This window comes from Methyloterricola oryzae, from assembly GCF_000934725.1.
Lineage (GTDB): Bacteria > Pseudomonadota > Gammaproteobacteria > Methylococcales > Methylococcaceae > Methyloterricola > Methyloterricola oryzae.
Genome location: NZ_JYNS01000006.1, coordinates 63,487 through 90,130 on the forward strand (window position 1 = coordinate 63,487; position 26,644 = coordinate 90,130).

The 26,644-nt window shown below is 60.4% G+C and carries 22 protein-coding genes, 5 tRNA genes and 1 pseudogene; 6 read left to right on the forward strand and 22 right to left on the reverse strand.

All coding sequences use genetic code 11. The annotated features are described in order from the left end of the window. Positions 1 to 82: 82 nt before the first annotated feature. The 20 genes from rpoC to EK23_RS10055 form a co-directional block, all read right to left on the reverse strand. The gene (gene rpoC / locus EK23_RS09960) at positions 83 to 4,288 is read right to left on the reverse strand and encodes a DNA-directed RNA polymerase subunit beta' (RefSeq protein ID WP_045225216.1); all 4,206 of its coding nucleotides are present in this window, start codon (positions 4,286 to 4,288) and stop codon (positions 83 to 85) included. A 93-nt stretch (positions 4,289 to 4,381) separates the two neighbouring features. Then, positions 4,382 to 8,458, reverse strand: a complete 4,077-nt coding sequence (gene rpoB, locus EK23_RS09965; RefSeq protein ID WP_045225217.1) for a DNA-directed RNA polymerase subunit beta — start codon at positions 8,456 to 8,458, stop codon at positions 4,382 to 4,384. 238 nt (positions 8,459 to 8,696) lie between these two features. Further along, positions 8,697 to 9,071 (reverse strand): 50S ribosomal protein L7/L12, encoded by a 375-nt coding sequence (rplL, locus tag EK23_RS09970; RefSeq protein WP_045225218.1) that lies wholly within the window; start codon positions 9,069 to 9,071, stop codon positions 8,697 to 8,699. Between the two features lie 37 nt (positions 9,072 to 9,108). After that, entirely contained in the window at positions 9,109 to 9,636 is a 528-nt protein-coding gene (rplJ, locus tag EK23_RS09975; protein WP_045225219.1) for a 50S ribosomal protein L10, read from the reverse strand. Between the two features lie 221 nt (positions 9,637 to 9,857). Next, on the reverse strand, positions 9,858 to 10,553 hold the full coding sequence (gene rplA, locus EK23_RS09980; protein ID WP_045225220.1) for a 50S ribosomal protein L1: 696 nt from the start codon (positions 10,551 to 10,553) through the stop codon (positions 9,858 to 9,860). Beyond that, positions 10,553 to 10,984, reverse strand: a complete 432-nt coding sequence (gene rplK, locus EK23_RS09985) for a 50S ribosomal protein L11 (protein ID WP_045225221.1) — start codon at positions 10,982 to 10,984, stop codon at positions 10,553 to 10,555. The genes rplA and rplK overlap by 1 nt, the downstream gene beginning before the upstream one ends. A 101-nt stretch (positions 10,985 to 11,085) precedes the next feature. Further along, positions 11,086 to 11,619: a transcription termination/antitermination protein NusG gene (nusG, locus tag EK23_RS09990; RefSeq protein ID WP_045225222.1), complete on the reverse strand. Its 534-nt coding sequence runs from the start codon at positions 11,617 to 11,619 to the stop codon at positions 11,086 to 11,088. Position 11,620: 1 nt separating this feature from the next. After that, on the reverse strand, positions 11,621 to 11,998 hold the full coding sequence (secE, locus tag EK23_RS09995; RefSeq protein WP_045225223.1) for a preprotein translocase subunit SecE: 378 nt from the start codon (positions 11,996 to 11,998) through the stop codon (positions 11,621 to 11,623). Positions 11,999 to 12,050: 52 nt separating this feature from the next. After that, positions 12,051 to 12,126 (reverse strand) — tRNA-Trp (locus tag EK23_RS10000). Positions 12,127 to 12,194: 68 nt separating this feature from the next. Next, complete coding sequence (tuf, locus tag EK23_RS10005) at positions 12,195 to 13,385, reverse strand: elongation factor Tu (protein ID WP_045225224.1); 1,191 nt, start codon at positions 13,383 to 13,385, stop codon at positions 12,195 to 12,197. Between the two features lie 46 nt (positions 13,386 to 13,431). After that, a tRNA-Thr gene (locus EK23_RS10010) sits at positions 13,432 to 13,507 on the reverse strand. Positions 13,508 to 13,521: 14 nt separating this feature from the next. Next, positions 13,522 to 13,595: transfer RNA gene (locus tag EK23_RS10015), tRNA-Gly, on the reverse strand. Between the two features lie 10 nt (positions 13,596 to 13,605). Continuing rightward, positions 13,606 to 13,690: transfer RNA gene (locus tag EK23_RS10020), tRNA-Tyr, on the reverse strand. 87 nt (positions 13,691 to 13,777) lie between these two features. Then, positions 13,778 to 14,356 carry an aminoacyl-tRNA hydrolase gene (gene pth, locus EK23_RS10025; RefSeq protein ID WP_045225225.1) on the reverse strand — a complete coding sequence of 193 codons (579 nt, stop codon included), beginning with the start codon at positions 14,354 to 14,356 and terminating at the stop codon, positions 13,778 to 13,780. Between the two features lie 45 nt (positions 14,357 to 14,401). Then, positions 14,402 to 14,998 (reverse strand): 50S ribosomal protein L25/general stress protein Ctc, encoded by a 597-nt coding sequence (locus EK23_RS10030; protein WP_045225226.1) that lies wholly within the window; start codon positions 14,996 to 14,998, stop codon positions 14,402 to 14,404. A gap of 43 nt (positions 14,999 to 15,041) precedes the next feature. Further along, positions 15,042 to 15,995, reverse strand: coding sequence for a ribose-phosphate diphosphokinase (locus EK23_RS10035; RefSeq protein WP_045225227.1), 954 nt, complete (start codon positions 15,993 to 15,995; stop codon positions 15,042 to 15,044). A 35-nt stretch (positions 15,996 to 16,030) separates the two neighbouring features. Next, positions 16,031 to 16,105: transfer RNA gene (locus EK23_RS10040), tRNA-Gln, on the reverse strand. Positions 16,106 to 16,110: 5 nt separating this feature from the next. Further along, complete coding sequence (gene ispE / locus EK23_RS10045) at positions 16,111 to 16,977, reverse strand: 4-(cytidine 5'-diphospho)-2-C-methyl-D-erythritol kinase (RefSeq protein ID WP_045225228.1); 867 nt, start codon at positions 16,975 to 16,977, stop codon at positions 16,111 to 16,113. Between the two features lie 9 nt (positions 16,978 to 16,986). Then, positions 16,987 to 17,580 carry a lipoprotein insertase outer membrane protein LolB gene (gene lolB / locus EK23_RS10050; RefSeq protein ID WP_052808089.1) on the reverse strand — a complete coding sequence of 198 codons (594 nt, stop codon included), beginning with the start codon at positions 17,578 to 17,580 and terminating at the stop codon, positions 16,987 to 16,989. A 6-nt stretch (positions 17,581 to 17,586) separates the two neighbouring features. Further along, positions 17,587 to 19,314 (reverse strand): tetratricopeptide repeat protein, encoded by a 1,728-nt coding sequence (locus EK23_RS10055; RefSeq protein WP_235281992.1) that lies wholly within the window; start codon positions 19,312 to 19,314, stop codon positions 17,587 to 17,589. Positions 19,315 to 19,578: 264 nt separating this feature from the next. On the opposite strand from EK23_RS10055, the gene hemA reads away from it, so the two are divergent. The 6 genes from hemA to EK23_RS10085 all read left to right on the forward strand — a co-directional run bounded on the left by hemA (position 19,579) and on the right by EK23_RS10085 (position 25,096). After that, positions 19,579 to 20,844: a glutamyl-tRNA reductase gene (hemA, locus tag EK23_RS10060; RefSeq protein WP_045225361.1), complete on the forward strand. Its 1,266-nt coding sequence runs from the start codon at positions 19,579 to 19,581 to the stop codon at positions 20,842 to 20,844. After that, on the forward strand, positions 20,841 to 21,929 hold the full coding sequence (gene prfA / locus EK23_RS10065; protein ID WP_045225229.1) for a peptide chain release factor 1: 1,089 nt from the start codon (positions 20,841 to 20,843) through the stop codon (positions 21,927 to 21,929). Before hemA ends, prfA begins: the two co-directional genes overlap by 4 nt. A 17-nt stretch (positions 21,930 to 21,946) precedes the next feature. Continuing rightward, positions 21,947 to 22,768, forward strand: coding sequence for a peptide chain release factor N(5)-glutamine methyltransferase (gene prmC, locus EK23_RS10070; protein WP_268748177.1), 822 nt, complete (start codon positions 21,947 to 21,949; stop codon positions 22,766 to 22,768). Positions 22,769 to 22,821: 53 nt separating this feature from the next. After that, positions 22,822 to 23,736: a sulfotransferase gene (locus tag EK23_RS21685; protein WP_158002486.1), complete on the forward strand. Its 915-nt coding sequence runs from the start codon at positions 22,822 to 22,824 to the stop codon at positions 23,734 to 23,736. Positions 23,737 to 23,834: 98 nt separating this feature from the next. Next, positions 23,835 to 24,650: a hypothetical protein gene (locus tag EK23_RS10080; protein WP_045225230.1), complete on the forward strand. Its 816-nt coding sequence runs from the start codon at positions 23,835 to 23,837 to the stop codon at positions 24,648 to 24,650. Positions 24,651 to 24,673: 23 nt separating this feature from the next. Next, a complete protein-coding gene (locus tag EK23_RS10085) occupies positions 24,674 to 25,096 on the forward strand; it encodes a M67 family metallopeptidase (RefSeq protein WP_045225231.1) in 423 nt (140 codons plus the stop codon). Here the strand turns inward: EK23_RS10085 and EK23_RS24455 are convergent. Together EK23_RS24455 and EK23_RS10095 are read right to left on the reverse strand one after the other, a co-directional pair. Next, positions 25,044 to 25,444: pseudogene (locus EK23_RS24455) on the reverse strand (Uma2 family endonuclease). The gene EK23_RS10085 and the pseudogene EK23_RS24455 sit on opposite strands and share 53 nt — an antisense overlap. 312 nt (positions 25,445 to 25,756) lie before the next feature. Continuing rightward, on the reverse strand, positions 25,757 to 26,635 hold the full coding sequence (locus EK23_RS10095) for an NAD-dependent epimerase/dehydratase family protein (protein ID WP_045225232.1): 879 nt from the start codon (positions 26,633 to 26,635) through the stop codon (positions 25,757 to 25,759). Positions 26,636 to 26,644 lie beyond the last annotated feature (9 nt).

Here is a 26,644-nt window from a genome sequence, read left to right on the forward strand (position 1 = left end):
CGAGAGTCCATAACGGATGAAGGCATTTTACTGCTTCGGCGCCATTTGACAACCAGCAAACGGCGCCGGCAGCGGCTGTGACTTACATGCTCAAGGCCTGCTTCAGAGCTTCCTCGACCTCGCCAGCATCCAGCGTCGTCGTCTCCGCTTCCTCCATCTCGCCGAGGCGCGCTTTCTGCTTTCGTTCCAGGTGGTAAGCCAGGCCGGTGCCCGCCGGAATCAGGCGGCCGACGATGACGTTCTCCTTCAAGCCCATGAGCTTGTCGCTGAGACCGCGGATCGCGGCTTCCGTCAGCACGCGGGTGGTTTCCTGGAAGGATGCCGCGGAGATGAACGACTCGGTGGAGAGGGACGCCTTGGTGATGCCCATGAGCACCGCCTCGAAGCACGCCGGGATCTTGCCCTCCGCCTCCACGCGCTCGTTCTCCTCCAAGAAGCGGGCGCGGTCCACCTGCTCACCCTTGAGGAAGATGGTGTCGCCGGGCGAGGTGATTTCCACCTTGCGCAGCATCTGACGAATGATCACCTCGATGTGCTTGTCGTTGATCTTCACGCCTTGCAGGCGGTACACGTCCTGAATTTCCTTCACCAGATAGGACGACAGGTCGGCTACGCCGCGCAGACGCAGGATGTCATGAGGCGTCAGCTCGCCTTCGGCGATGGTTTCGCCCTGTTCCACATGCTCGCCTTCGAACACGGTGACGTGACGCCATTTCGGGATCATGGTCTCGTGCACGTTGCCAGCCGCGTCGGTGATGGCGATGCGACGCTTGCCCTTGGTCTCCTTGCCGAAGCTGACGGTGCCGGTGGCTTCCGCCAGGATCGCCGGATCCTTGGTCTTGCGCGCCTCGAACAAGTCCGCCACACGCGGCAGACCGCCGGTAATGTCGCGGGTCTTTGAAGACTCCTGGGGAATCCTCGCCAGCACGTCGCCCACTTCCACCGGGTTGCCGTCGCGGATGCCGACGATGGCGCCCGAGGGCAGGTAGTACTGCGCCGGAATCTCGGTGGACGGAATGAAGATGCCGTTGCCCTGCTCGTCCACCAGCTTCACCATGGGGCGCAGTTCCTTGCCGGCGCCGCCGCGTTGCTTGGGATCGATGACTTCCATGAAGCTCAGACCGGTCACTTCGTCCGATTTTTCGCGTACCGTGAGGCCGTCGACGAAATCCACCAACTGGGCAATACCCTTCACCTCGGTGATAACCGGGTGGGTGTGCGGATCCCAGTTCACAACGACCTGGCCGCCTCGCACGGAAGAGCCGTCCTCCACGGAAAGCACTGCGCCGTAGGGGATCTTGTAGCGTTCGCGCTCACGGCCATGCTCGTCGATCACGCTCACTTCGCCGGAGCGTGACACGGCCACCAGCAACCCGTCCTTGTTCTTAACGGTCTTCAGGTTGGTCAGCTTGATGGAGCCGCTGGACTTCACTTCCACATTGTTGATGGAGGCCATACGCGAGGCCGCGCCACCGATGTGGAAGGTACGCATGGTCAGCTGGGTTCCCGGCTCGCCGATGGATTGCGCCGCGATGACGCCGATGGCCTCGCCGATATTCACCTTGTGGCCACGGCCCAGGTCGCGCCCGTAGCAAGACGAGCACACGCCATAGCGGGTCTTGCAGGTGATCACCGAGCGCACGCGCACGTTGTCGATACCGTGATCTTCCAGCACCGCCACCCAGTGTTCGTCCAGCAGGGTGCCGGCCTCCACCACCAACTGGTCCGTGGACGGATTGTGGATATCCTCGGCCAGCACGCGGCCCAGCACGCGCTCCGCCAAAGGCTCGACCACGTCGCCGCCTTCGATCAGTGGCGACATCAGCAGACCGTCATTGGTGCCGCAATCGTCTTCGGTGATCACCAGGTCTTGCGCCACGTCCACCAGGCGGCGGGTCAGGTAACCAGAGTTGGCGGTCTTGAGCGCGGTGTCGGCCAGACCTTTCCGGGCGCCGTGGGTGGAAATGAAGTACTGCAACACGTCCAGACCTTCGCGGAAGTTGGCCGTGATGGGCGTCTCGATGATGGAGCCGTCGGGCTTGGCCATCAGGCCGCGCATGCCCGCCAGCTGACGAATCTGCGCCGCCGAGCCTCGGGCGCCGGAGTCGGCCATCATATAGATGGAGTTGAAGGACTTCTGCTGCACGGTGTTGCCGTTCTTGTCCACCGCGTCTTCGGTACCCAGGCCCTCCATCATCACCTTGGCCACCTGGTCATTGGCGTGAGACCAGATGTCCACCACCTTGTTGTAGCGCTCACCGTCGGTGACCAGACCCGAGGCATACTGGTTCTGGATTTCCTTCACTTCCTGCTCGGCAATGCTGATGATCTCCTCCTTGCGCTCCGGCACCGCCATGTCCTCGAAGCCGATGGAAACGCCGGCACGGGTGGCGTAGGAAAAGCCCATGTACATCAGCTGGTCGGCGAACACCACCGAGGTCTTCACGCCCAGGGTGCGGTAGCAATGATTGATCAGGCGGGAGATGGCCTTCTTGGTCATGTCCTGGTTGATCAGATCAAAACCCATGCCGTCCGGCACGATGGTCGAGATCAGTGCGCGGCCTGCGGTGGTCTCGACACGGCGGATCACCGGATCCTTGAGTGCGCCATTCTCGTCCAGCAGCACTTCGCGGATACGCACCGTGACCTTGGCCTGCAGATCCAGCTGCTTGTTCTGGAAGGCCCGCATCACCTCGTCGGTGTCGGAGAAGATCATGCCTTCGCCCCGGGCGCCGACCCGCTCGCGGCTCATGTAATAGAGCCCCAGCACCACGTCCTGGGTCGGGTTGATGATGGGCTCGCCGTTGGCGGGCGATAGGATGTTGTTGGTGGCCATCATCAGGGTGCGCGCCTCCAGCTGCGCTTCCAGGGACAGCGGCACGTGCACGGCCATCTGGTCGCCGTCGAAGTCGGCGTTGAACGCGGTGCACACGAGGGGGTGCAACTGGATCGCCTTGCCCTCCACCAGAGTCGGTTCGAAGGCCTGGATGCCCAGACGGTGCAGGGTCGGCGCGCGGTTCAGCATCACCGGATGCTCGCGGATCACCTCGTCCAGGATATCCCACACCTCGGCGCTCTCACGCTCGACCATCTTTTTGGCCGCCTTGATGGTGGTGGACAAACCACGGAACTGCAGCTTGCTGAAGATAAAGGGCTTGAACAGTTCCAAGGCCATCTTCTTGGGCAGGCCGCACTGATGCAGCTTGAGGGTCGGGCCCACCACGATCACGGAACGGCCGGAGTAGTCGACGCGCTTGCCCAGCAGGTTCTGGCGGAAACGGCCCTGCTTGCCCTTGATCATGTCGGCCAGGGACTTCAAAGGACGCTTGTTGGAGCCGGTGATGGCCCGGCCGCGACGGCCGTTGTCCAGCAGCGCGTCCACGGCTTCCTGCAGCATGCGCTTTTCGTTGCGCACGATGATATCCGGCGCATTGAGGTCCAGTAGGCGCTTCAAGCGGTTGTTACGGTTGATGACGCGGCGATACAGGTCATTCAGGTCCGAAGTCGCGAAGCGGCCGCCGTCCAGGGGCACCAGGGGGCGCAGCTCCGGCGGCAGCACGGGCAGCACCGTCAGGATCATCCACTCCGGGCGGTTGTTGGAGATGATCAAAGACTCAATGGCCTTGAGGCGCTTGGTGTGCTTCTTGATCTTGGTCTCGGAGTTGGTGCCGTCGATTTCCTCGCGCAGCATCTGCACTTCCGCCTGCAGATCCATGGTCTTGAGCAGTTCGCGGATGGCCTCGGCGCCCATCTTCGCGGTGAACTCGTCACCGTACTGCTGGGTGGCCTCGTAGAACTCCTCCTCGGTCATCAAGCCGCCACGCTGCAGCGGCGTCATGCCCGAATCGATCACCACATAGGACTCGAAATACAGCACCCGCTCGATTTCGCGCAGGGTCATGTCCAGCAGCAGGGCGATGCGGGAAGGCAGCGACTTGAGGAACCAGATGTGAGCCACCGGGCTGGCCAGCTCGATGTGGCCCATGCGCTCGCGGCGTACCTTGGACAGGGTGACTTCCACGCCGCACTTTTCGCAGATCACGCCGCGGTGCTTGAGGCGCTTGTATTTGCCGCAGAGGCATTCGTAGTCGCTGACGGGCCCGAATATCTTGGCGCAGAACAGGCCGTCACGCTCCGGCTTGAAGGTACGGTAGTTGATGGTCTCGGGCTTCTTGACCTCGCCATAGGACCAGGAACGGATCATGTCGGGGGACGCCAGGCTGATACGAATTCCATCGAATTCTTCGGTCTGGCTCTGGCGCTTCAAAAAATTAATCAGATCTTTCACGGGGCATCTCCTAAATCATCAAATCCGGCCGCACTCTCACCCAAAAGGACTCGCATTGCCGCGGCGCCTGCGACGGGCGCCGCGGTTCTGGCCTTAATCCTGTTCCAGCTCGATATTTATGCCGAGAGAACGAATCTCCTTGATCAATACGTTGAATGATTCGGGCATTGCCGCTTCCATTCGATGGTCGCCATCCACGATGTTCTTGTACATCTTGGTGCGGCCGTTCACGTCGTCCGACTTCACCGTCAACATCTCCTGCAAGGTATAGGCGGCGCCGTAAGCCTCCAGCGCCCAGACTTCCATCTCGCCGAAACGCTGGCCGCCGAACTGCGCCTTGCCGCCCAGCGGCTGCTGGGTAACCAGGCTGTAAGGTCCGGTGGAACGGGCGTGCATCTTGTCGTCCACCAGGTGGTTCAGCTTCAGCATGTACATGTAGCCCACCGTTACGTCGCGCTCGAAAGCATCGCCCGTGCGGCCGTCAAAGAGCCGGGTCTGGCCGGTGGCCGGCAGGTCCGCCAAGCGCAGCATTTCGCGGATGTTCTCCTCGGTGGCGCCGTCGAACACCGGCGTCGCCATGGGCACGCCATGCCGCAGGTTGGACGAAAGCTCCAGCACTTCGGTATCGGACAGGCTGGCAATGTCCTCAGGACGCCCGGTGCGGTTATAGATCTGCTCGAGGAAACCACGCAGTTCCTGCACCTTGGCCTGGGCCTCCAACATCTTGCCGATCTTGATACCCAGCCCCTTGGCGGCCCAACCCAGGTGGGTCTCCAGCACCTGGCCCACGTTCATGCGGGAGGGCACGCCCAGCGGGTTCAGGACGATGTCGACCGGCGTGCCGTCGGCGCTGTAGGGCATGTCTTCCACCGGCACGATCTGCGAGATCACACCCTTGTTGCCGTGGCGGCCGGCCATCTTGTCGCCGGGCTGGATGCGGCGCTTCACCGCCAGGTAGACCTTGACCATCTTCAGCACGCCCGGCGCCAGATCATCGCCCATGGTGATCTTCTTGCGCTTCTCCTCCAGGCGGCGGTTCATCTCTTCACGCTGCTGCTGGATCTGTTCGGCGATGGCTTCCAGCTGAACATTCAGGTCTTCGTCCTGCATCCGGATTTCCAGCCACTGGGAGGGCTTCAGGCCTTCCAGATACGCCTTGCTGACCGTCGAGCCACCCTTGAGGCTGTTCGGCCCGGAGTCGGCCGGCTTGTCCAGCAGCATCGCTTCCACGCGGTCGAAGATGTCCTTCTCGATGATGCGCAACTGATCGTTAAGGTCTTTCTTGACCCGCTCGATTTCGGCCTGCTCGATCTGACGGGCACGCTCATCCTTCTTGACGCCATCGCGGGTAAACACCTGCACGTCGATCACGGTGCCGTCCATGCCGGAAGGCACGCGCAGGGAGGTATCCTTCACGTCCGAAGCCTTCTCGCCAAAGATCGCGCGCAGCAGCTTTTCTTCCGGCGTCAGCTGGGTCTCGCCCTTGGGCGTGACCTTGCCCACCAGGATGTCGCCCGCCTTGACCTCGGCGCCGATGTAGACAATGCCGGATTCGTCCAGCTTGGCCAGGGCCGCCTCGCCCACGTTGGGGATATCGGCCGTGATTTCCTCCGGCCCCAGCTTGGTGTCGCGGGCGACGCAGGTCTTTTCCTCGATGTGGATGGTGGTGAAACGGTCATCCTGCACCACGCGCTCCGAGATCAGGATGGAGTCCTCGAAGTTGTAGCCGTTCCAGGGCATGAAGGCCACCAGCAGGTTCTGCCCCAGGGCCAGTTCGCCCATATCGGTGGAGGGGCCATCCGCCAGGATGTCATTTCTTGACACCCGGTCGCCGGTCTTCACCAAAGGACGCTGGTTGATGCAGGTATTCTGGTTGGAACGGGTGTACTTGGTCAGGTTGTAGATGTCCACGCCCGGGATGCCGGCCTCGGTTTCATCGTCGTTGACCCGCACCACGATGCGGCCGGCGTCTACCGATTCGATCAGGCCACCGCGGCGGGCGATCACCGCCACGCCGGAGTCCTTGGCGACGATGCGCTCCATGCCGGTTCCTACCAGTGGCTTCTCGGTGCGCAGGGTCGGCACCGCCTGACGCTGCATGTTGGAACCCATGAGCGCGCGGTTGGCGTCGTCATGTTCCAGGAACGGAATCAGCGAGGCCGCCACCGACACGATCTGCTTGGACGAGACGTCCATGTAGTTGATCTTGTCCGCCGTGGACAGCGTGAATTCATCCTTGAAACGAGCGGAAACCAGGTCTTCCTTCAGGCGACCATTCTCGTCCAGGGCCGCGGAGGCCTGGGCGATGTAGTACTTGCCTTCCTCGATTGCGGAGAGGTATTCAATCTCCTCGGTCACGCGGCCATCCACCACCTTGCGGTAGGGCGTCTCCAGGAAGCCGTACTCGTTGGTCCGGGCGTACACGGCCAGGGAGTTGATCAGACCGATGTTCGGACCTTCCGGCGTCTCGATGGGGCAAACGCGACCGTAATGGGTGGTGTGCACGTCGCGCACCTCGAATCCGGCGCGCTCACGCGCCAGACCACCCGGACCCAGGGCCGAGACTCGGCGCTTGTGGGTGACCTCGGACAGCGGGTTGCTCTGGTCCATGAACTGGGAGAGCTGGCTGGAGCCGAAGAATTCCTTGATGGACGCCGCCACCGGCTTCGCATTGATGATTTCCTGCGGCATCAGGCCTTCCGCATCGGCGAGGGACAGGCGCTCCTTCACGGCGCGCTCCACGCGCACCAGTCCCAGGCGGAACTGGTTCTCCACCATTTCGCCCACGGAACGCACGCGGCGGTTGCCCAGATGGTCGATGTCGTCCACCTGGCCGTTGCCATTACGGATATTGATGAGCTCGCGGAGCACGTCGATGATGTCTTCCTTGGACAGCACGCCCTCACCGATGATCTCGGCGCGGCCAAGGCGCCGGTTGAACTTCATGCGTCCCACGGCGGATAGATCGTAACGGTCGGCGGTGAAGAACAGGTTCTCGAACAGCGCCTGCGCCGCTTCCTTGGTGGGCGGCTCGCCGGGGCGCATCATGCGGTAGATCTCCACCAGCGCGTCGAGCTGGCTGTCCGTCGTGTCGATGCGCATGGCATTGGAGATGTATGGCCCGCGGTCCAGGTCGTTGACGAACAGGGTCTCTACCGCCGGCGCACCCGCCGCCATCATCTTGCCGATGAGGTCGTCGGTGATCTCGTCGTTGACCTTCGCGACCAGTTCGCCCGAACTGGTATCGACCACGTTATGGGCCAGGATCTTCCCGTGCAGATAGTCACGCGGCACCGGCATCTGGGTGATGCCTTCCTTCTCCATCATACGGATGTGGCGGGCGGTGATGCGATGCCCCTTCTCCACGATCACCTTGTCGTTGACGCTGATATCGAAGCTGGCGATGTCGCCACGCAGGCGCTCCGGGATCAGGTCCAGCAGGATGTCACCACCGGCGAAGCTGAAGCGGTTGGTGTCAAAGAACAGGCGGACGATGTCCTCGTTGTTGTAACCGAGTGCGCGCAACAGCACGGTGGCAGGCAGCTTGCGGCGGCGGTCGATGCGCACGTAGACGCAGTCCTTGTGGTCGAATTCGAAGTCCAGCCAGGAACCGCGGTAGGGAATGATGCGGGCATTGAACAGCAACTTACCCGAGGAATGGGTCTTGCCGCGGTCATGGTCAAAGAACACACCGGGCGAGCGATGCAACTGGGAGACAATGACACGCTCCGTGCCATTGACCACGAAGGTGCCGGTGTCAGTCATGAGCGGGATTTCGCCCATGTAGATCTCCTGCTCCTTGATGTCCTTGACCACCTTGGCGCTGGCGGGTGCTTCCTTGTCGTAGATCACCAGGCGCACCAACACGCGCAAGGGCGCTGCGTAGGTAGTGCCGCGCTGCTGGCACTCCTTCACGTCGAAGGTGGGCTCGCCCAGACGGTAGCTGACATATTCCAGCACGGCATGGCCGGAATGGCTCTCGATGGGGAAGACGGACTTCAGCGCCGCGTGCAGACCATCATCGGCGCGGCGGCTGTGCGGGGCATCGGCCTGAAGAAACTTCTTGTAGGAATCGACCTGGGTTGCCAACAGATAGGGGACTTCGAGGACGTCCTGGCGCTCGCCAAAACTCTTACGGATGCGTTTTTTCTCGGTAAAAGAATATGCCATGTTGGTTCCTTACCTATGTGTGCTTCAACAAATAACCGCTGGGTCTACCTCGAAAGCCCGGAGCTTTCGACAAGAAGAGAAAAATTTGAATCAGGCCAAATAATGGGTCTACACTGTCGCAACTCGCTGGCATCCGCCCGGAAAAAAGGGGTTCACACTGGAACCTTTCAAAACGCCGAAAGGCCGGCAGCTCAAGGCTGCCAGCCCATGGAAAGGGTTGGCGTAGGTAAAACCAAACTTATTTGATTTCTACCGAAGCGCCAGCTTCTTCCAGTTTCTTCTTGACGCTCTCGGACTCGTCCTTACTGACCGCTTCCTTGACCGTGGAAGGAACGCCTTCCACCAGGTCCTTCGCTTCCTTCAGACCCAGGCCGGTCAGTTCGCGAACCACCTTGATCACGTTGACCTTGTTGGCGCCGAAGCTGGTCATGACCACGTCGAACTCGGTCTTTTCCTCAGCAGCCGGAGCGGCAGCGGCAGCCGGAGCAGCCACGGCAACCGCGGCGGCGGCGGATACGCCAAACTTCTCTTCCATGGCGGAGATCAGGTCCACCACTTCCATGACGGTCATGTTGGAAATGGTTTCCAGGATGTCTTCTTTAGATACAGCCATTTGTAACTCCAATCAATTCTTTGATGCGTAAAGCCGATCAAGCGGCCTGTTTCTGGTCGCGAATCGCGGCCACCGTGCGCGCAAGCTTCGCGTGGGGTTCTGCCAAGGTTCTGACGAACTTCTCGACCGGTGCTTTCATGGTACCCATGAGGATACCAATAGCCTGATCGCGGGTCGGCAGCTTGGACAACCTGTCGAGTTCCGACGCCCCATACTGCTTTCCGCCGACGGCAACCAGTTTGGGAACCAGTTTGTCGTTGTCCTTCGCGAACGCGGCGATAACACGCCCAGCCGCACCCGGATCTTCCAGCGAAAATGCAAGAATGAGGGGCCCCACCAGACCGTCCTGCATGCAGGCGAATTCGGTCCCTTCCACAGCCTTGCGCGCCAAGGTGTTCTTGATCACCCGGAGATAGACTCCGGATTCGCGCGCGGTCTTGCGAAGTTCGGTGAGCTTCGAAACCGTCAGTCCACGGTATTCCGCGGCAACCGCGGAATGTGCTTTTGCGGCAATGGCAGCAACTTCGGCGACGACTGCTTTCTTGTCATCTAGTCTCAGTGCCACTCTTTACCTCCGGCAACTCGATCTGAATAGTTAGGGTCAACCATCCAGAGCCCAAAAAACCCCAGGATTGCTCCCGGGATACATTTACGGCTCCTTTCACCAATGTTTGGCTTCAGTACACCGTCTGCGCAGGTTTCCTTGCGTCTATTAAGCAGGGCTTGCGCCCCGCACCTGCGGTCTTTGACGGTTACCGGTCAAACCGGCAACCCAAAGTCTTTCAATTAAATCGCGAGATTGGCCTGATCCACGGGCAAGCCTGGGCCCATGGTGGACGAGACCGTGATCTTCTTCAGATAGATGCCCTTGGAGGCGCTGGGCTTGAGCTTCTTCAGATCGACCAGCAACGCTTCAAGATTTTCCTTCAAGGCAGCCTCTTCGAAGCTGGCTTTACCGATGGTGCAATGGATGATGCCCTTCTTGTCGGTACGGTAGCGTACCTGACCGGCTTTGGCATTCTTCACGGCGGTGGCCACATCCGGCGTCACGGTGCCAACCTTGGGGTTCGGCATCAGGCCGCGGGGACCCAGGATCTGGCCCAACTGACCGACGACGCGCATGGCGTCGGGAGAGGCGATCACCACGTCGAAATTCATTTCGCCGGCCTTCACCTGGGCAGCCAGGTCATCCATCCCGACGATATCGGCGCCGGCGGCCAGAGCGGCCTCGGCATTGGCACCCTGGCTGAACACCGCCACGCGCACGGACTTGCCGGTGCCACGGGGCAGCACGGTTGCGCCACGCACGGCCTGGTCGGACTTTCTCGGGTCCACACCCAGATTCACCGCCACGTCGATGGACTCGACGAACTTGACTTTGGACATGGACTTCAACAGGGTAAAAGCCTCCTCGGCCTGGTATACCTTACCCGGCTCGAGCTTTTCCTTGATTGCCTTCAAACGCTTGGTAACTTTGGCCATTACACACCCTCCACTTCAAGGCCCATGCTGCGCGCGCTGCCCGCGATGGTGCGGATGGCCGCATCCATGTCGGCAGCGGTCAGGTCCGGCATTTTCGCCTGAGCGATTTCCGCCAGTTGCTCGCGCGTGACCTTGCCCACCTTATTGGTGTTGGGGGTCGCGCTGCCGCTCTTCAGGCCCGTGGCTTTCTTCAGCAGTACGGAGGCTGGAGGGGTCTTGGTGATGAAGGTGAAGCTGCGGTCGCTGTACACGGTGATGACCACCGGCAGCGGCAGACCTTTCTCGACATTCTGGGTCTGGGCGTTGAAGGCCTTGCAGAACTCCATGATGTTGACGCCGCGCTGACCGAGCGCGGGGCCGACAGGAGGACTCGGATTGGCCTCACCTGCCTTGACTTGCAGTTTGATGTACGCGGTGATTTTTTTTGCCATTGAATGACTCCAGTGGGTATAGCGCTTGCGGCGACAAGCTCCCCGTTAGTGGCGTCCAGCCCCTTCGGGCGGGACAAAAAACCGGCTACTAAAGCCGGGGGTCAGGCCTTTTCGACCTGACCGAAATCCAGCTCGACCGGGGTCGAGCGCCCGAAAATGAGCACGGAGACGCGCAGCCGGCTCTTTTCGTAATTGACCTCCTCTACGACGCCGTTGAAGTCCTTGAACGGCCCTTCCACGACTCGCACCACCTCGCCCGCCTCGAACAGAATCTTGGGACGCGGCTTGTTGACGCCCGCCTCGACCCGATTCAGGATGGCCTCGGCTTCCGCATCGGTAATGGGAGCCGGCTTATCCGAGGTGCCGCCAATAAATCCAAGCACCCTCGGAACGTCCTTTACCAGATGCCAGGTTTCGTCGTTCAACTCCATCTGAACCAGCACATAACCGGGAAAGAATTTGCGCTCACTCTTCCGTTGCTGGCCCTGGCGCATTTCCACCACTTCCTCGGTGGGCACCAGAACCTTGCCGAAGTAATGCTCGAGGCCGTCGCGCTTTATGCGCTCTTCCAGAGCCTTCTTGACCTGGTTCTCGAAATTCGAGTAAGCGTGGATGACATACCAGCGCAATGCCATCTCACACCTTCTGGCCGGTCATGGAGCTAATACCCCAGAACAGGAACATGTCCAGCAACCACAGAATCAAACCCACCAGGAACACCAGGGCAACTACCACGAGGGTGGCCTGAACCGTCTCCTGACGCGTCGGCCAGATGACCTTGCGCACTTCCATCCGCGATTCCTTGAGAAATTCCCAGATGGTGCCGCCCATGGCGGTGTTATAAATCAACGCAATCGCAACCCCGGCCACGCCGAGCATACCCAGGACCCGATAGAGCAGAGCGTGCGCCGAGAAATAGTAAAAGCCGACAATGCCGGCGATGATGACACCGACTGCAAGGACCAGCTTTGCGGTATCAAAGGCCGATGCACTGGGTTCTGCTTGAGCTGCCATGAGTGCTCTCTGAAAGGTAACCTACGGGGGGACTACTTTGACTGCCGAAAGATGGCAGGCCAGGAGGGGCTCGAACCCCCAACCTGCGGTTTTGGAGACCGCTGCTCTACCAATTGAGCTACTGACCTGTAAAAACCTTCGCAATGGAACCGCTACTCCGGCCGCTTGGATCCGGCCGGAGCAACTCTTAGACCGATTACTCGATAACCTTGGAAACGACGCCGGCACCTACGGTGCGACCACCTTCGCGAACCGCGAAACGCAGACCTTCTTCCATGGCGATGGGCGCGATCAGCTTCACCGTGATCTTGATGTTGTCGCCCGGCATCACCATCTCCACGCCTTCCGGCAACTCAACCGAACCGGTCACGTCGGTGGTGCGGAAGTAGAACTGCGGGCGGTAGCCATTGAAGAACGGCGTGTGACGACCGCCTTCTTCCTTGGACAGCACGTAGATTTCCGCTTCGAAATGGGTGTGCGGGGTGATGGAACCCGGCTTCGCCAATACCTGACCGCGCTCCACGTCCTCACGCTTGGTGCCGCGCAGCAGCACGCCCACGTTGTCGCCAGCCTGACCTTCGTCCAGCAGCTTGCGGAACATTTCAACACCGGTGCAGGTGGTCTTGACGGTGGCCTTGATGCCCACGATCTCGACTTCCTCGCCCACCTTGACTTTACCGCGCTCGATACGGCCGGTCACCACGGTGCCACGACCGGAGATGGAGAACACGTCTTCGATGGGCATCAGGAACGGCAGATCCACCGGACGCTCGGGCAGCGGGATGTAATCATCCAGCGCCTGCACCAGCTTGTGGATAGCCGGCACACCGATGTCGCTCTGATCACCTTCCAGCGCCTTCAGCGCGGAACCGATGACGATCGGGGTGTCGTCGCCCGGGAAGTTGTAGGTGCTGAGCAGTTCGCGGATTTCCATTTCCACCAACTCGATCAGCTCGGCGTCGTCCACCATGTCGGCCTTGTTCAGGAACACGACGATGTAGGGTACGCCCACCTGACGGGCCAGCAGGATGTGCTCGCGGGTCTGCGGCATGGGGCCGTCAGCAGCGGAACAGACCAGGATCGCGCCATCCATCTGCGCGGCGCCGGTGATCATGTTCTTCACGTAGTCGGCGTGACCCGGGCAGTCCACGTGAGCGTAGTGACGGCTCGGGGACTCGTATTCCACATGGGCGGTAGCAATGGTGATGCCGCGCTCGCGCTCTTCCGGTGCCGCGTCGATCTGATCGTACGCCTTGAACTCACCACCGAAGCGCTCCGCACCGATCTTGGTCAGAGCCGCCGTCAGCGTGGTCTTGCCGTGGTCGACGTGACCGATCGTGCCGACGTTCACATGCGGCTTGGTGCGCGAAAATTTCTCTTTGGACATCCGCCATTACCCCTTGTGTACTGGAAAATCAGCCATTCAAAAAAACTGGAGCCCATATCCGGACTTGAACCGGAGACCTCTTCCTTACCAAGGAAGTGCTCTACCGACTGAGCTATATGGGCAAAACTCTCGAACCTGGAGCGGGTGATGGGAATCGAACCCACGCCATCAGCTTGGAAGGCTGAGGTTCTACCATTGAACTACACCCGCAAAAACAATCTGGTGGAGGGGGAAGGATTCGAACCTTCGAAGGCAGAGCCGTCAGATTTACAGTCTGATCCCTTTGACCGCTCGGGAACCCCTCCGTAAAGAGTCCGCAATTTTCGGCCATAGCCGAGTTGCTGTCAACCCTCGCCCATCACTTTTTCCGGGACTATCACCAAAGAGGCCCTTCAGCGCGTATGCAGTAGGTTCATGACGGCTTCCAACTTGCCGTCCTGCAAGTCTTCATAGCAGGCCGCCGCACGCTCTACCGCCCCACGGATCAGATCGGCCTCATGCCGGGAAGGACGGTCGAGCACGTAATTGACTACCTGATCGCGATCGCCCGGATGACCTATACCGATGCGCAGACGCACGAAGTCGGGCGAACCCAGACGGGCAACGATGTCGCGCAGACCGTTGTGACCTCCATGCCCTCCGCCCGACTTGAGCTTGACGGTGCCCGGCGCGAAATCCAGCTCGTCGTGAGCCACCAGGACCTGCTGCGGCGCAATTTTGTAGAAATGCGCCAGTACCGACACCGCGCCTCCGCTTCGATTCATGTACTGCATGGGCTTGAGCAGAAACACCGTCTCCCCACCGTACTCCACCTTAGCCAGCAATCCTTGCGTGCGGGAATCCGAGGCGAAGCTTGCACGTTGCCGCTCGGCAATCGCATCCAAAAACCAAAACCCGGCGTTATGCCGGGTTTGTTCATAACGGGATGTGGGATTGCCCAACCCGACGATCAGCCGAAACCTGCTGGTCAAGTCACACCACCCCTCACCCCGCGCTACAGCACGTCACCGAAGGACTTATTCGGCCGCGTCGGACGTGCGCGTCGCATGAATAGCGGCGACCAGCAAGTCGTGGTCGGCGCCTTGCATCAGCGCATGAATTTCCACACCCGCCGGCACCTTGAGATCCGACAGATGGATGGAGCCACCGACATCCAGGTTGGCCAGATCGACTTCAATGAATTCTGGCAAGTGCTGCGGCAGGCAGTCGACCTCGACCTCCACCAGGGCATGAGTGACCACGCCGCCCTTCTTGACGCCAACCGACGTCTCCTGATTCGTGAAGTGCAGTGGCACATGCACGCGCAGCTTGGCCTTTTCGTCAACGCGCTGGAAGTCCATGTGCATGATGATGGGGCGGGCGGGATGGCGCTGCATCGCCTTCAAGATCGCCTTTTCCTCACGGCCCTCGAACTTCAGGGTCAGAATGTGGGAATACACTGCCTCATTCTCGAGGCGCTTGCTCACCTGATTGTGGTTCAGATTCAACTGAACCGGCTCGGCACTGCCACCATACAGGATTGCCGGCACCTTGCCCTCGCGACGGGTGCGGCGCGCGTCGCCTTTGCCGGTCTTGGTGCGTAACTCTGCGTCAAACTCGAAACTGCCTACCATCTTTTTCTCCAAAATACTCTAAGCAGGGTTGATGAAAATGGAATCAATCCACGTAAAGGGAGCTGACCGATTCACCCACCGCAATGCGGCGAATGGTCTCAGCCAACATTTCCGCGACGCTCAGCACGCGGATCTTCTCGCAACGGCGCGCCTCGGCACGCAAGGGAATCGTGTCGGTCACCACCAACTCGTCCAGTACTGAACTCGCGATATTGTCCACCGCAGGGCCGGATAACACCGGATGGGTACAATAGGCCACCACCTTGGCCGCGCCATGCTCCTTGAGCGCCTTGGCGGCCTTGCACAAGGTGCCCGCAGTATCCACCAGATCGTCGACCATGACGCAGGAACGACCTTCCACATCGCCGATGATGTTCATCACCTTGGATTCGTTGGCGCGCGGTCGCCGCTTGTCGATGATGGCCAGATCCGCATCATCCAGGCGCTTAGCCAAAGCCCTCGCGCGCACAACGCCGCCTACGTCCGGCGACACCACCATCAGCCCCGGATAATTCTGCCGCCACACGTCGCCCAGCAGAATGGGCGAGGCGTACACATTATCCACGGGCACATCGAAGAAACCCTGGATCTGGTCCGCGTGCAAATCCACGGTCAACACCCGGTCGGCGCCCGCCGCGGAGATCATCTTGGCCACCAGCTTGGCGGAGATCGGAACGCGCGCCGAGCGCGTCCGCCGGTCTTGGCGCGAGTAACCGTAGTACGGTATCACCGCCGTGATCAGTGCCGCCGAGGACCTGCGGAAGGCGTCGATCATGATCAGCAGCTCCATCAAGTTCTCGTTGATGGGCGCGCAGGTGGGCTGTACCACGAACACCTCGCGGCCGCGCACGTTCTCTTCGATCTCGACCGCGATCTCGCCATCACTGAAACGGCCGACGCTGGCCATCCCGAGCCGCATATTGAGTTTCCGGACGATGCCCTCCGCCAGAACACGATTGGCATTTCCCGAAAACACCATGAACGAGGCGTCGGACATTCAAGCACTCCGCGACGATGAACTTACAAGCGAATTGGCTGGGGCGCCAGGATTCGAACCTGGGTATGCGGGGATCAAAACCCCGTGCCTTACCGCTTGGCGACGCCCCAAGAAACTAGTTGACCGCGCGGGCGAGCGTGCTGTGCAGCGGCGATTCATTCAAACCCCGCGCGACAAAGCATTGCCACGACCCGGCAAGGCGCGATGCGGCCGCGCGGGCATCGCTCTCTCCGGCAAAAGCCGCAAACACGCAAGCGCCCGTTCCTGTCAGCCTCGGCTGCTCGGCATGACCGCCGAGCGCCGCCAGGGCTTCCTGCACGACTGGATACATCTCGCTGACCACAGGCAAGCAGTGATTTTCCTGCTGCCCCGCAAGAAAGTCGCGTATTTTGATGGGTTTGTTATCGCGTGTCAAACCGGGCGCCGAGAAAACCGCCCCGGTAGCCACATGACAAGGCGGAACGACGACCACGTACCAGGGCTCGGGCAGATCCGGCATTGGCTCCAGATGCTCGCCCACACCCTCCGCCCAGGCGGCGTAGCCACGCACGAATACCGGCACGTCGGCGCCCAGTTGCAGCCCCAGGGCAGCCAGGTCGTCCAAACTGAACCCCAAGCGCCACAGGGCATTCAAACCCAGGAGCACCGTCGCGGCATCGGAACTGCCGCCGCCCAGACCGCCGCCCATGGGCAGGATTTTCTCGACGGCCAGCCTTACCCCCAACCCTTCGCGTCCGCTGGCCTCGCGCAGCAGGCGCGCCGCACGCACCGTGAGATCGGCCCCCTCCGGCACGCCCGGCAACGGATTGGCCAGGCTGATGAGGCCGTCATCCTGCGCCTGGAGACTGATCCAGTCACAGCGGTCGATGAATTGAAAAACCGTTTGCAGCAGATGATAACCGTCAGACCGGCGACCCACCACGCGCAGCATCAGGTTCAACTTGGCCGGCGCCGGCAGTCGCAGCCGCTCTAACGATGTCATCTGTTCGCCCTATTCCTTGATGAGCCAGTCATCCGCGATGAGCTTGAGGCGGACATCATGGCCGTTGATGCTTGCCTTCTGCGGCAACTGATAGGCCCCGATCTGGGAGAATTTTTCATAGGCCAGGTTCCAGCCCTGCTGGCTGAAGCGGCGGGCGCCGCCGGTTTCATTCGGAACCTGCACGTGCTCCGCTTCCGGCGCCGGCACGCCCGTCACCCAATAACGCAGGCTGCGCAGGGGCACGGCAAACCCCAGCCGCTCCCGCAGCAGCGCATCAGGATTGCGCGAGGTCTGCTCCACGCCATTGCCCTCGTTGACATGAATCAGATCATCCTGCACCACGATGGAAAGCAAGCCCTGGCTGAAGGGTCCGGAGATGCGCAGCCTGTCCTGCCGAGGATCGTGCTCCCAAATCAGATTGGCGGTCCAGCCGTCGTTCGCCGTCTTGACGGCGATGCGCCCCTCCAGCTTCCACACCTTGATGTCGCTGGGAGACGCAGCACGCTGCGGCTCCGGCACAGGGCGCATCCCGGCGCAACCGGCCAGCCATATAACCAGCGACGCCCAGACCAGGCGCCGCCACCAGCTTAAGGGAATCGTCATCGCAGATTACTTGAAAGCTTCCGGGTAGCGGGCCCGTACCCGCAGCATGTCCTCATGGTTGGAATCCTTTCGCCATGATTCCATCCAGACCTTGCGCGCCTCCCGCTGATGCCCCGACTCCCACAGCACCTCGCCCAGATGAGCGCCGATTTCCGGGTCGCTCACCATTTCGAAGGAGCGCCGGAGGTAGCGTAGGGCTGCCTCGTAGTCACCCAGGCGATAGTGCAGCCAGCCGTAGCTGTCCATGATGGCCGGATCGTCCGGCTTAAGCTCCATGGCCTTGTCCAGCAGCTTCTTGGCCTCCTGCAGGCGCATGGGGAAACGGTCGGCCAGGGTGTAACCCAAGGCATTGAGGGCATTGGGGTCCTCCGGATTCTTTTCCAGCACGGCGCGCAGGTCGCCTTCCAGCACTTCGATCTTGTCCAGTTGTTCCGCTACCAGGGCCCGGGCGTAAAGCAATTCCACCTGGCCCGGCATTTCCTCCAAGGCCTCGCTCAGCAGGTCGAAGGCCGCGACAAAGTCCTTGTTCTTGGTGAGCAACTCCGCTTCCAGCAGGTAGAGTCGCAATGCTTCGTTAGGAAATTGCTTGCGCACCTGGCTCAAGCGCTGGCGGGCCTCGGTCAGCTGCCCCATGCCGATCAGGGCGGTGACGCCGTTGACCTTGGCGTCGAAGGCGAGCGGCCCCTCGTTGACGCGGTCGAACCACTGCAGGGCGCCCGTCAGATGATTGCGCCTGGCTTCGATCAAGCCCAGGTAGAAATAGGATTGCGTCTTCCAGCGGGAGGAATCGGCCAAGCGCATGAATTCCTGACGCGCCTGGTCCGTTCTGCCCTGCTCCATCAGGGCCATGCCCAGCCCGAAGCGCGCGTCATCGTTGCCCGGCTCCCTGGCCAGAATCCAGCGCAGTTCCTTTTCGGCGGATTTGATATCGCCGGACTTGGCAAGAAACTGGGAATAGATCAGCCTCAGGCGCAGGTTGTTCGGATCTCCTTTCAGGGCCCGCTGAATCACCCCCCTGGCGGCTTCGGAATCACCCATCTGCGACATGACCTGGGCCTGCAGCAGACGAGCTCGGCTCCAGTCCGGATGAAGGGCCAGCGCCTTCTCGGTCTCGCTCAGAGCCAGTTGATATTCGCCCTTGTCTGCCGCCAGCAGGGCGTAGGCGAAATGGATTTCCGCCAAACGGGGAAATCGCTCCACCAACCGCCGCATGAGATCCAGGGCCGTATCTTTGGGGACTTCCGCATCGAGCAGCTTGACCAGTTCGATCAGCGTGCTTTCCAGATCGGGCTGCGGCGAGGACAGCAGGCCACTCAATTGCTCGAAAGCCGCGTCGGCATTTCCCGCCTTGAGCTCCAGCATGGCGGACAGGCGCTTGGCCTCGGTGTTGCCGGGGTCGTGCTGGCGCCAGGTTGCGGCCGCTTCCCGCGCCTTGTCCATGTTTTTCAGATACAGCGCGATCTGGGTCGCGCGGGCGGCCACCCGGGGGTCCCGGGTCAGCTTTGCGGCTTTCAGGTAGCTGTCCAGGGCGGTCTCGAACTGGCCGCGCTGGCCGGCAATCTCCCCGGACAAGAGCAGATAGACGATCTCCGACTCACGCGGCATTTTCAGGGCGCCGGCGCGGATAGATTCCTCCGACAAGCCGGGCTTCAGCGGCTGCAAACCGCCCACATTGGCACAGCCAGACAACAGCAAGCCGCCCGCGAAGGTCAAACCAATCAGTCTTCTCGACACGGAATTTCGGTCTCTTTGGTCGCAGTTAATGCCAGGAATTCGGTGGGCCACGTGTGTCTGAAAAACGAACCTGATCGCTATCCGCCACTCCATGGTGGACGCAAGAAGCGGATTTATAAGGAGTCCTGCACGAAGATTCCCTTAGGGCGTCGGTAAATTTTACGCTTTCCGGCGCTAGCGGCAATAGGTCATTGACTCGCTAATTTGGCCTATGTCCACCTTTTTCCTTAAAATTAGCAGACCTAAACACCTATGATGGCGGCCATGGCCATACTGACCCTGGGTTTGAACCACAACAGCGCTCCGGTTTCCGTGCGGGAACGCCTGGCCTTTCCGGCCGACGGCCTGCAGTCCGCGTTGCGTGCCCTGGTTGGCCTGCCTGACGTGGAGGAAGCTGCCATTCTGTCCACCTGCAATCGCACGGAAGTGTACTGCGGCATCCAACAGGGCTCGCAAGATATCTTGATCGACTGGATTGCGCGAGAACGGAGTTTGCGCAGGGAAGAATTCCATCCCTTCCTCTACGCGCACGCCGGCGCCGACACCATCCGCCATATGTTTCGAGTCGCCTGCGGACTGGATTCAATGATCCTGGGCGAGCCACAGATCCTGGGCCAAATGAAGACAGCCTACCAGGCCGCGGCAGATGCCGGAACCCTGGGCAAGACCCTGAGCCGGCTGTTTCAACATACCTTCACCGCGGCCAAGAAAGTCCGCACCGACACCGCCATCGGTTCCAGTCCGGTCTCCGTCGCCTTCGCCGCCGTGCGCCTCGCCCAACGCATCTTCGATGACCTCAGGGATCAGACCGCGATCCTCATTGGCGCGGGCGAGACCATCGAACTGACCGCCCGGCATCTTCACGAGCAGGGAATCGGCGAAATGATCATCGCCAACCGCACGTTCGACCGCGCCCACACCCTGGCGGCCCAGTTCAACGGCTTCGCCATTTCCCTCACGGAACTGCCGAAGCACCTGGCCAAGGCGGACATCGTCGTCGCCTCCACGGGAAGCCCCTTACCCATTCTAGGCAAGGGCAGCGTGGAAAGCGCCATCAAGTCGCGCCGGCACAAGCCCATGTTCATGGTGGATCTCGCCGTTCCCCGCGACATCGAGCCGGAGGTGGAGCAATTGCGCGACGTCTACCTGTACACGGTGGACGATCTGCGCAACACTGTGGAGGAGGGAATCAGATCCCGCCAGGAAGCGGCCAAGCAGGCCGAGGAAATCATCGACACCGAGGTCGATCATTTCCTCGGCTGGTTGCGCGCGCAGGGGGCCACCGACACCATCCGCGAGTTCCGCAGCCAGGCGGAGCGCATCCGCGAGGATGCCCTGACCGCTGCCATGCGGGCGCTGAAAGCGGGCAAGCCGGCAGAGGAGGTGCTCGGCCTCCTGTCCACCACCCTGACCAACAAGCTCATTCATCTTCCCAGCACCCAGATCCGGCAGGCCAGCATCGACGAGCGCTACGAACTGATTGCCGCGGCGCGGGAACTGTTCCAACTTCGAGACAATTCCGATCAGTGAAAGCCTCCATCCAGCACAAGCTCGACAACCTCTCCCAGCGCCACGAAGAAATCGCCGCCCTGCTCGCAGAACCCGAAGTCCAGAACGATCAAAACCGGTTTCGCGCACTCAGCCGTGAATATGCGCAACTGGACCCACTGATTACCTGCTTCCGCCGCTATCAGGACACGCTTGGGGATATCGCTTATGCCGAAGGCCTGCTCCAGGATAGCGATCCAGACGTACGCAGCATGGCGCGGGAAGAGTTGGAAAATGCCACCGCCGCCCGTGATACGCTGACCGAGGAACTGCAGATCCTGCTGCTTCCCAAGGATCCCAACGACGAGCGCAACATCTTCCTGGAGGTACGGGCAGGCACCGGCGGCGCTGAAGCCGCGCTGTTCGCCGGAGACCTGTGCCGCATGTATGCGCGTTACGCGGAAGGCAAGGGCTGGCGCGCAGAAATCGTCAGCGAAAGCGAGGGTGAGATGGGCGGTTACAAGGAAGTGGTGCTGCGCATCAGCGGCCAGGATGTCTATTCCCGGCTGAAGTTCGAATCCGGCACGCATCGCGTGCAGCGCGTCCCCGAAACGGAGGCCCAGGGGCGCATCCACACCTCGGCCTGCACCGTTGCCATCCTCCCGGAAGTGGAAGAAGTCGACGTGGACATCAACCCGTCCGACCTGCGCGTCGACACCTACCGAGCCTCCGGCGCTGGCGGCCAGCACGTGAATCGAACCGACTCGGCGATCCGTATCACGCATCTGCCCACCGGCATCGTCGTCGAATGCCAGGACGAGCGCTCCCAGCACAAGAACCGCGCCCGCGCCATGTCGCTGCTGAAATCCCGCATTCTCGACGCCGAGCAGCGCAAGCAGGACGCCGAGATTGCGGCCTCGCGAAAACTCCAGGTGGGAAGCGGAGACCGCTCCGAGCGCATCCGAACCTACAACTTTCCTCAAGGACGCCTGACCGACCACCGCATCAATCTGACCTTGTACCGGTTGGAAGCCATCGTCGAAGGCGATCTGGACCCGGTGATCGAGCCGCTGATCCACGAGCACCAGGCCGACCTGCTGGCCCAGCTGGGAGAGGGACAGGACTGAACACCATAGCCAGCCTGCTGCGCGATGCAGCCGAGCGTATTGGCACAGCGTCCGAAAGCCCGCGCCTGGATGCCGAGGTCTTGCTCGCCCACGTGACCGGGAAAGCGCGCAGCCATTTCCTGGCCTGGCCGGAACGCGCCATCCCACCGGAACAGGAGTCCGAGTTTGCGGATCTGGTGGAAAGACGCTGCGAAGGTGAGCCTATCGCCTATATCACAGGCCGCCGGGAGTTCTGGTCGCGTGAATTTTTGGTCACGCCGGATGTGCTCATTCCCCGCCCCGAGACTGAATTGTTGGTCGAAGTGGCCCTGGAAAAGGCACCACCGGACCGACCGTCACGTATACTCGACTTGGGCACAGGCAGCGGCGCCATCGCCATCACGTTGGCCATGGGACGTCCGCTGGCGCAGATAACTGCAGTCGATTCCAGTCCGGCCGCGCTGGCCGTCGCCCAGTCCAATGCAGAGCGCCTCGGCGCGCGCAATGTCCGCTTCCTCCTCAGCGACTGGTACGAGGCGCTTGATCCCGGCGAAAAGTTCGATTTGATCGTGAGCAATCCGCCTTACATCGCGGAAAACGACCCGCACCTCGCGGAAGGTGACGTGCGCTTTGAACCATGCTCGGCGCTGAAGTCAGGTAAAGATGGACTAGACGACCTTGACCGGATTGCGGGCGCTGCCTCGAGGCATGCACACAGGGGAACGTGGCTAATGCTTGAGCACGGATTCGATCAAGCCTTGGCGGTTTGTGAAACACTCAGCGCGGCCGGCTTCACGAGTACCTTTAGCCGCTTTGATTTGCAAGGGCACCATAGAGTGACAGGCGGCCAGTGGTGCTGAACCCAGACCTATGCCGCCTGGCTCAAAGAATACGAGAGACTGGATTCTCTCAGTTGCCAGCCGCTTTTGCCCGGTCTGCGAGCTTCAGGCTCAATCGGCTGATTGCCGGCGTCTACCGCGAGCATCTTTACCCTAACCCGCTTCTAGTGAAGGCTTTTCCATTTAGGCGGCCGCCCATACTGTTGATTTCCTACCCTCGCAGCGGGTCCTCATGGATCGGCAAAATTCTCGGCTTTTCACCGGACGTAGCCTACCTGCGAGAACCGATCCACCAAAGGTTTCAGCAACGCTTCAAGGTTCCTGCCTTGCTCGATCCTGAAATGGAGCGCGAAACCCTACGCTGCCACACTCATCCCAACGATGCGATGCTTCAGTATTATCTGCTATGTGCCGATGAGGCGTTCGTAGGACTGGTCCCAGCACAACCTGCAGACGTACTAGAAGACGCGCACGACTTCCATTTTCTCAAGCGTTCCCGGAAGTGCCTGCTCATCAAGGAAATCAATCCACTGATGACCAAGACCTTCGTCAACCGCCACTCCCCCAAAGTCGTCATGCTGATTCGCCATCCCGCCGCGGTAGCCGACAGCTTCGAACGATTGAACTGGATCATGGAAGAGGACATGGAGGCGTTTGGATACTGGTATGGCGTGCATATGCACCAAGCCATCAAGTCTGCTCAAGCCGGACCATTGCGCATAATTCAGTATGAAAACTTCGCCGCGAATCCAGCCGAGGAATACATCAAGCTTTTCGAATGGTTGGACATCCGTACGCCGGAGAACTTACAGCAGATCCTTCATGACTTCTGCGAAAATCCTCAAGGCGCTGACCACCCTTACGCAATCCGCCGTTCGTCTCAGATCGAAGCGGAAAAATGGAAAACCGGTTTCTCCCGGCAAAAGATTGAGTCGGTCATGCGCGGCTACTATCGCTCGGAGTTACCATATTACCGCGAAAGCGAGTAGCCGCCCGTGCCTTATAGCCAGCATCGGCCGCGCGCAATCGTGCTGCAAAATTTTCCGCCGCATCCGACCGCCCACGTCCCTAAACAGAAAGAAGCCCTGTGTTTGTTAACGAAAAGCTCATTTTCATTCAACTGGAAAAGACCGGTTGCACGCACATCAAGCGCCTGCTGCAGCACTTTCTGGGCGGCGCCCAGCATGACAAGCACAGCCGCATCCCGGAGGGGTTCGCAACGGATGGCCGAATCATCGTAGGGTCGGTTCGCAATCCATGGGACTGGTACGTTTCCATGTGGTCCTATGGTTGCCTGGGACAAGGCTCGCTTTATACCGACCTTACCGCCCCCTTGAAAATCAAGGGACACGGCTACCGAACAGAACCCGTTTTGGCTTTGCGCCGGCTTTGCAACGAACTTTCGAAGGCACGCCGGCATTGGCAAGACTGCTACGCAGACGCTCTGGACCCGCAACTATTCAGGCGTTGGCTCCGGATGCTGCACGATCCGGCCAATAGCTACGACCTGATGGACGACTACGCCAAAAGCCCCATGAGCCGTTATGCGGGTTTCTTTACGTATCGTTACTCACGCTTATTTGTCAGGTTCCTGGACCATCTCTTCATGCCCGAGATGAAAAACTCCGATCGCCTGTATTCGGTGCTCGAACAAGACATCCTGCCAGATTTCATTATACGCAACGAGAGCCTTGAGCAAGATCTGGTCATGTTACTGTCGCACTGCGGGATCACGCTCGCCGCGGAGCAGGTGGACTTCATTCATTCCACCTATAAGACCAATCCCTCGCAACGCGAGCGCAAGACCGGGTATTATTATGACCCTGAGACCATCGAAATGGTCAGGCGCCGAGACCGTCATCTGATCGAAAAATACGGATACGCCGCGCCGGATCTCGACTAACCATGAACCGCAACGATCGCACTATGTCCAGCACACGCGAAGCCATCAACCTGCCCCGCCCACTGGTCAACCAGCTACTGCACTGTGCTCAGGCGTCGCCAGAAACTGAAGTTTGCGGTCTGATCGGCGCTAAGGATGGCGCCCCCGCAGCCTGCCACCCGGTCCGTAATGCCGCCGACCAGCCAGGAATCCGCTTTCAACTGGATCCGGCGGGGCAGATCAACGCCATGCGCCAGATGCGTGAGAAAGGCGAGGAATTGTTCGCGATTTTTCATTCGCACCCGGGCAGCCCGGCGGAACCCTCGCCGTCGGATCTATCCGAACTGGCTTACCCGGAGGCGCTCTACCTCATCATCTCGCTGAACACGAAAGGCGTACTGGAGATGCGGGGCTTCAGGCTGAATGACGAAAAGACGTTCTCGGAAGTCGAGTTGCGCCTCGGCTGAACAAAGGGGCGAACGCCAAATGTCGTCCGGGTTGATCCATAGCCGCTCCAGGATAGGCTGCCGGTTGGCAGGAAATGCCCCCCCCTTCCAACACGCCAACCGGTGTCTCGCCTTTCAGTTCTTGGATGAAGGGCTTCCCGTAACCGTCGGGGCCCAGCGTGAAAACCGTCAGAATCAAATCGGTCGGATGCACCAGCCAGTATTCCTTTACGCCGGCTCGCTCATAGGCGGCAAACTTGACGATCTGATCGTGGGCGACAAAACCTCCACCACCCAGTCCGGCGCGCCGCGAATGCCCTTCGCCTCAATCTTGCCGGCATCGCAGACAACCAGCACATCCGGCTGCACACCGTATCGATAAGCTCATCGGACTCGGCAGCCTTGGGTAGCCGGACATCGATGGGAGACACCAGAACCCGGCAAGGTTTGTCTTCCAACGCATTAGCCGCCTGACGACCGATCTTGAAGGCGAGAATCTGGTAATTGAATGACGGGGCTGGCGCCATGAGAAAAGCGGAACCATCGATCAATTCGTATCGATTCTCATCCGACCAAGTGACGTAGTCCACATAGGTGTACCGCCGTTCGTCTCGTAACGCGTATCCCATGTCACCTCCAACAACCGCACCACGGAGTTGCTTGGCGCCAATTCGATATTGTCTATCCCGCGCAACTGCGAGTGGGTGGCTCAAACTCCCTCGGCGCAAAACCAAAATCCCGCACCGCATCATCGTGGGCAAAGCATAAATCCTCGGTCATGCGTTTGGCCATCTCGCCCGACAGATGGCGATAGGGGGGCCAGAGGGACGCCAATTCCATCGCCAACTGAAACAGCGGCAAGGGAATTCGTAGGAACCTGGCACGCTTCCCCTCCGCAGCGAATATGCGTTCCACCATCTGGCGGTAACTCAAGGTCTCACCACCACTGAGGTTGTAGGCCTTTTTGAACGAGACTTCGTTTTCCAGAACCTGTAGGCAGGCGGCCGCCAGATCATCCGCATGCACCGGCTGCCGCAGGCCACCCGCATCGCCTATGAGCGGGAAAAACCCGAAGCGGCGAATGAAGTTGCCGATGATGGTAATGTTCTTGTCCATGCCGCAGCCATAGATGAGCGTTGGGCGGAATACCGTCCAGGCAACGCCTTCTCTTTCGCCGTATTCAGCAAGTTCCTGTTCTGCTTCCACCAGACCCAGGGCGAATGCCTTCTCTTCCGGGTCGCTGGAATTCTGTTTGCTGAAGCGGCTGGTTGAACCGAACGCGATTACTCGCTCGATGCCACACGGCCCTACCTTGGCCAATATGGAAGGCAACAAGGTGAGGGGAGCCAGATGGATCAGGCAGTCCGCTTGCAAATCGGGGAATGCGCCATTGGTAATGTCCGCCCTGTGCCAGGTCACCGAGGGATCAGGACCACTGCTGCTCCTGAGGCTCCTGCTCAGTGCGTGCACGTCCAGCCCCCGCTCAGCCAGGCGCGGCAGCAGGAATACTCCGATCTGGCTGGTCGCGCCAGTCACGATGACGGACTTGATGGCTTTCATTGCGCGGAG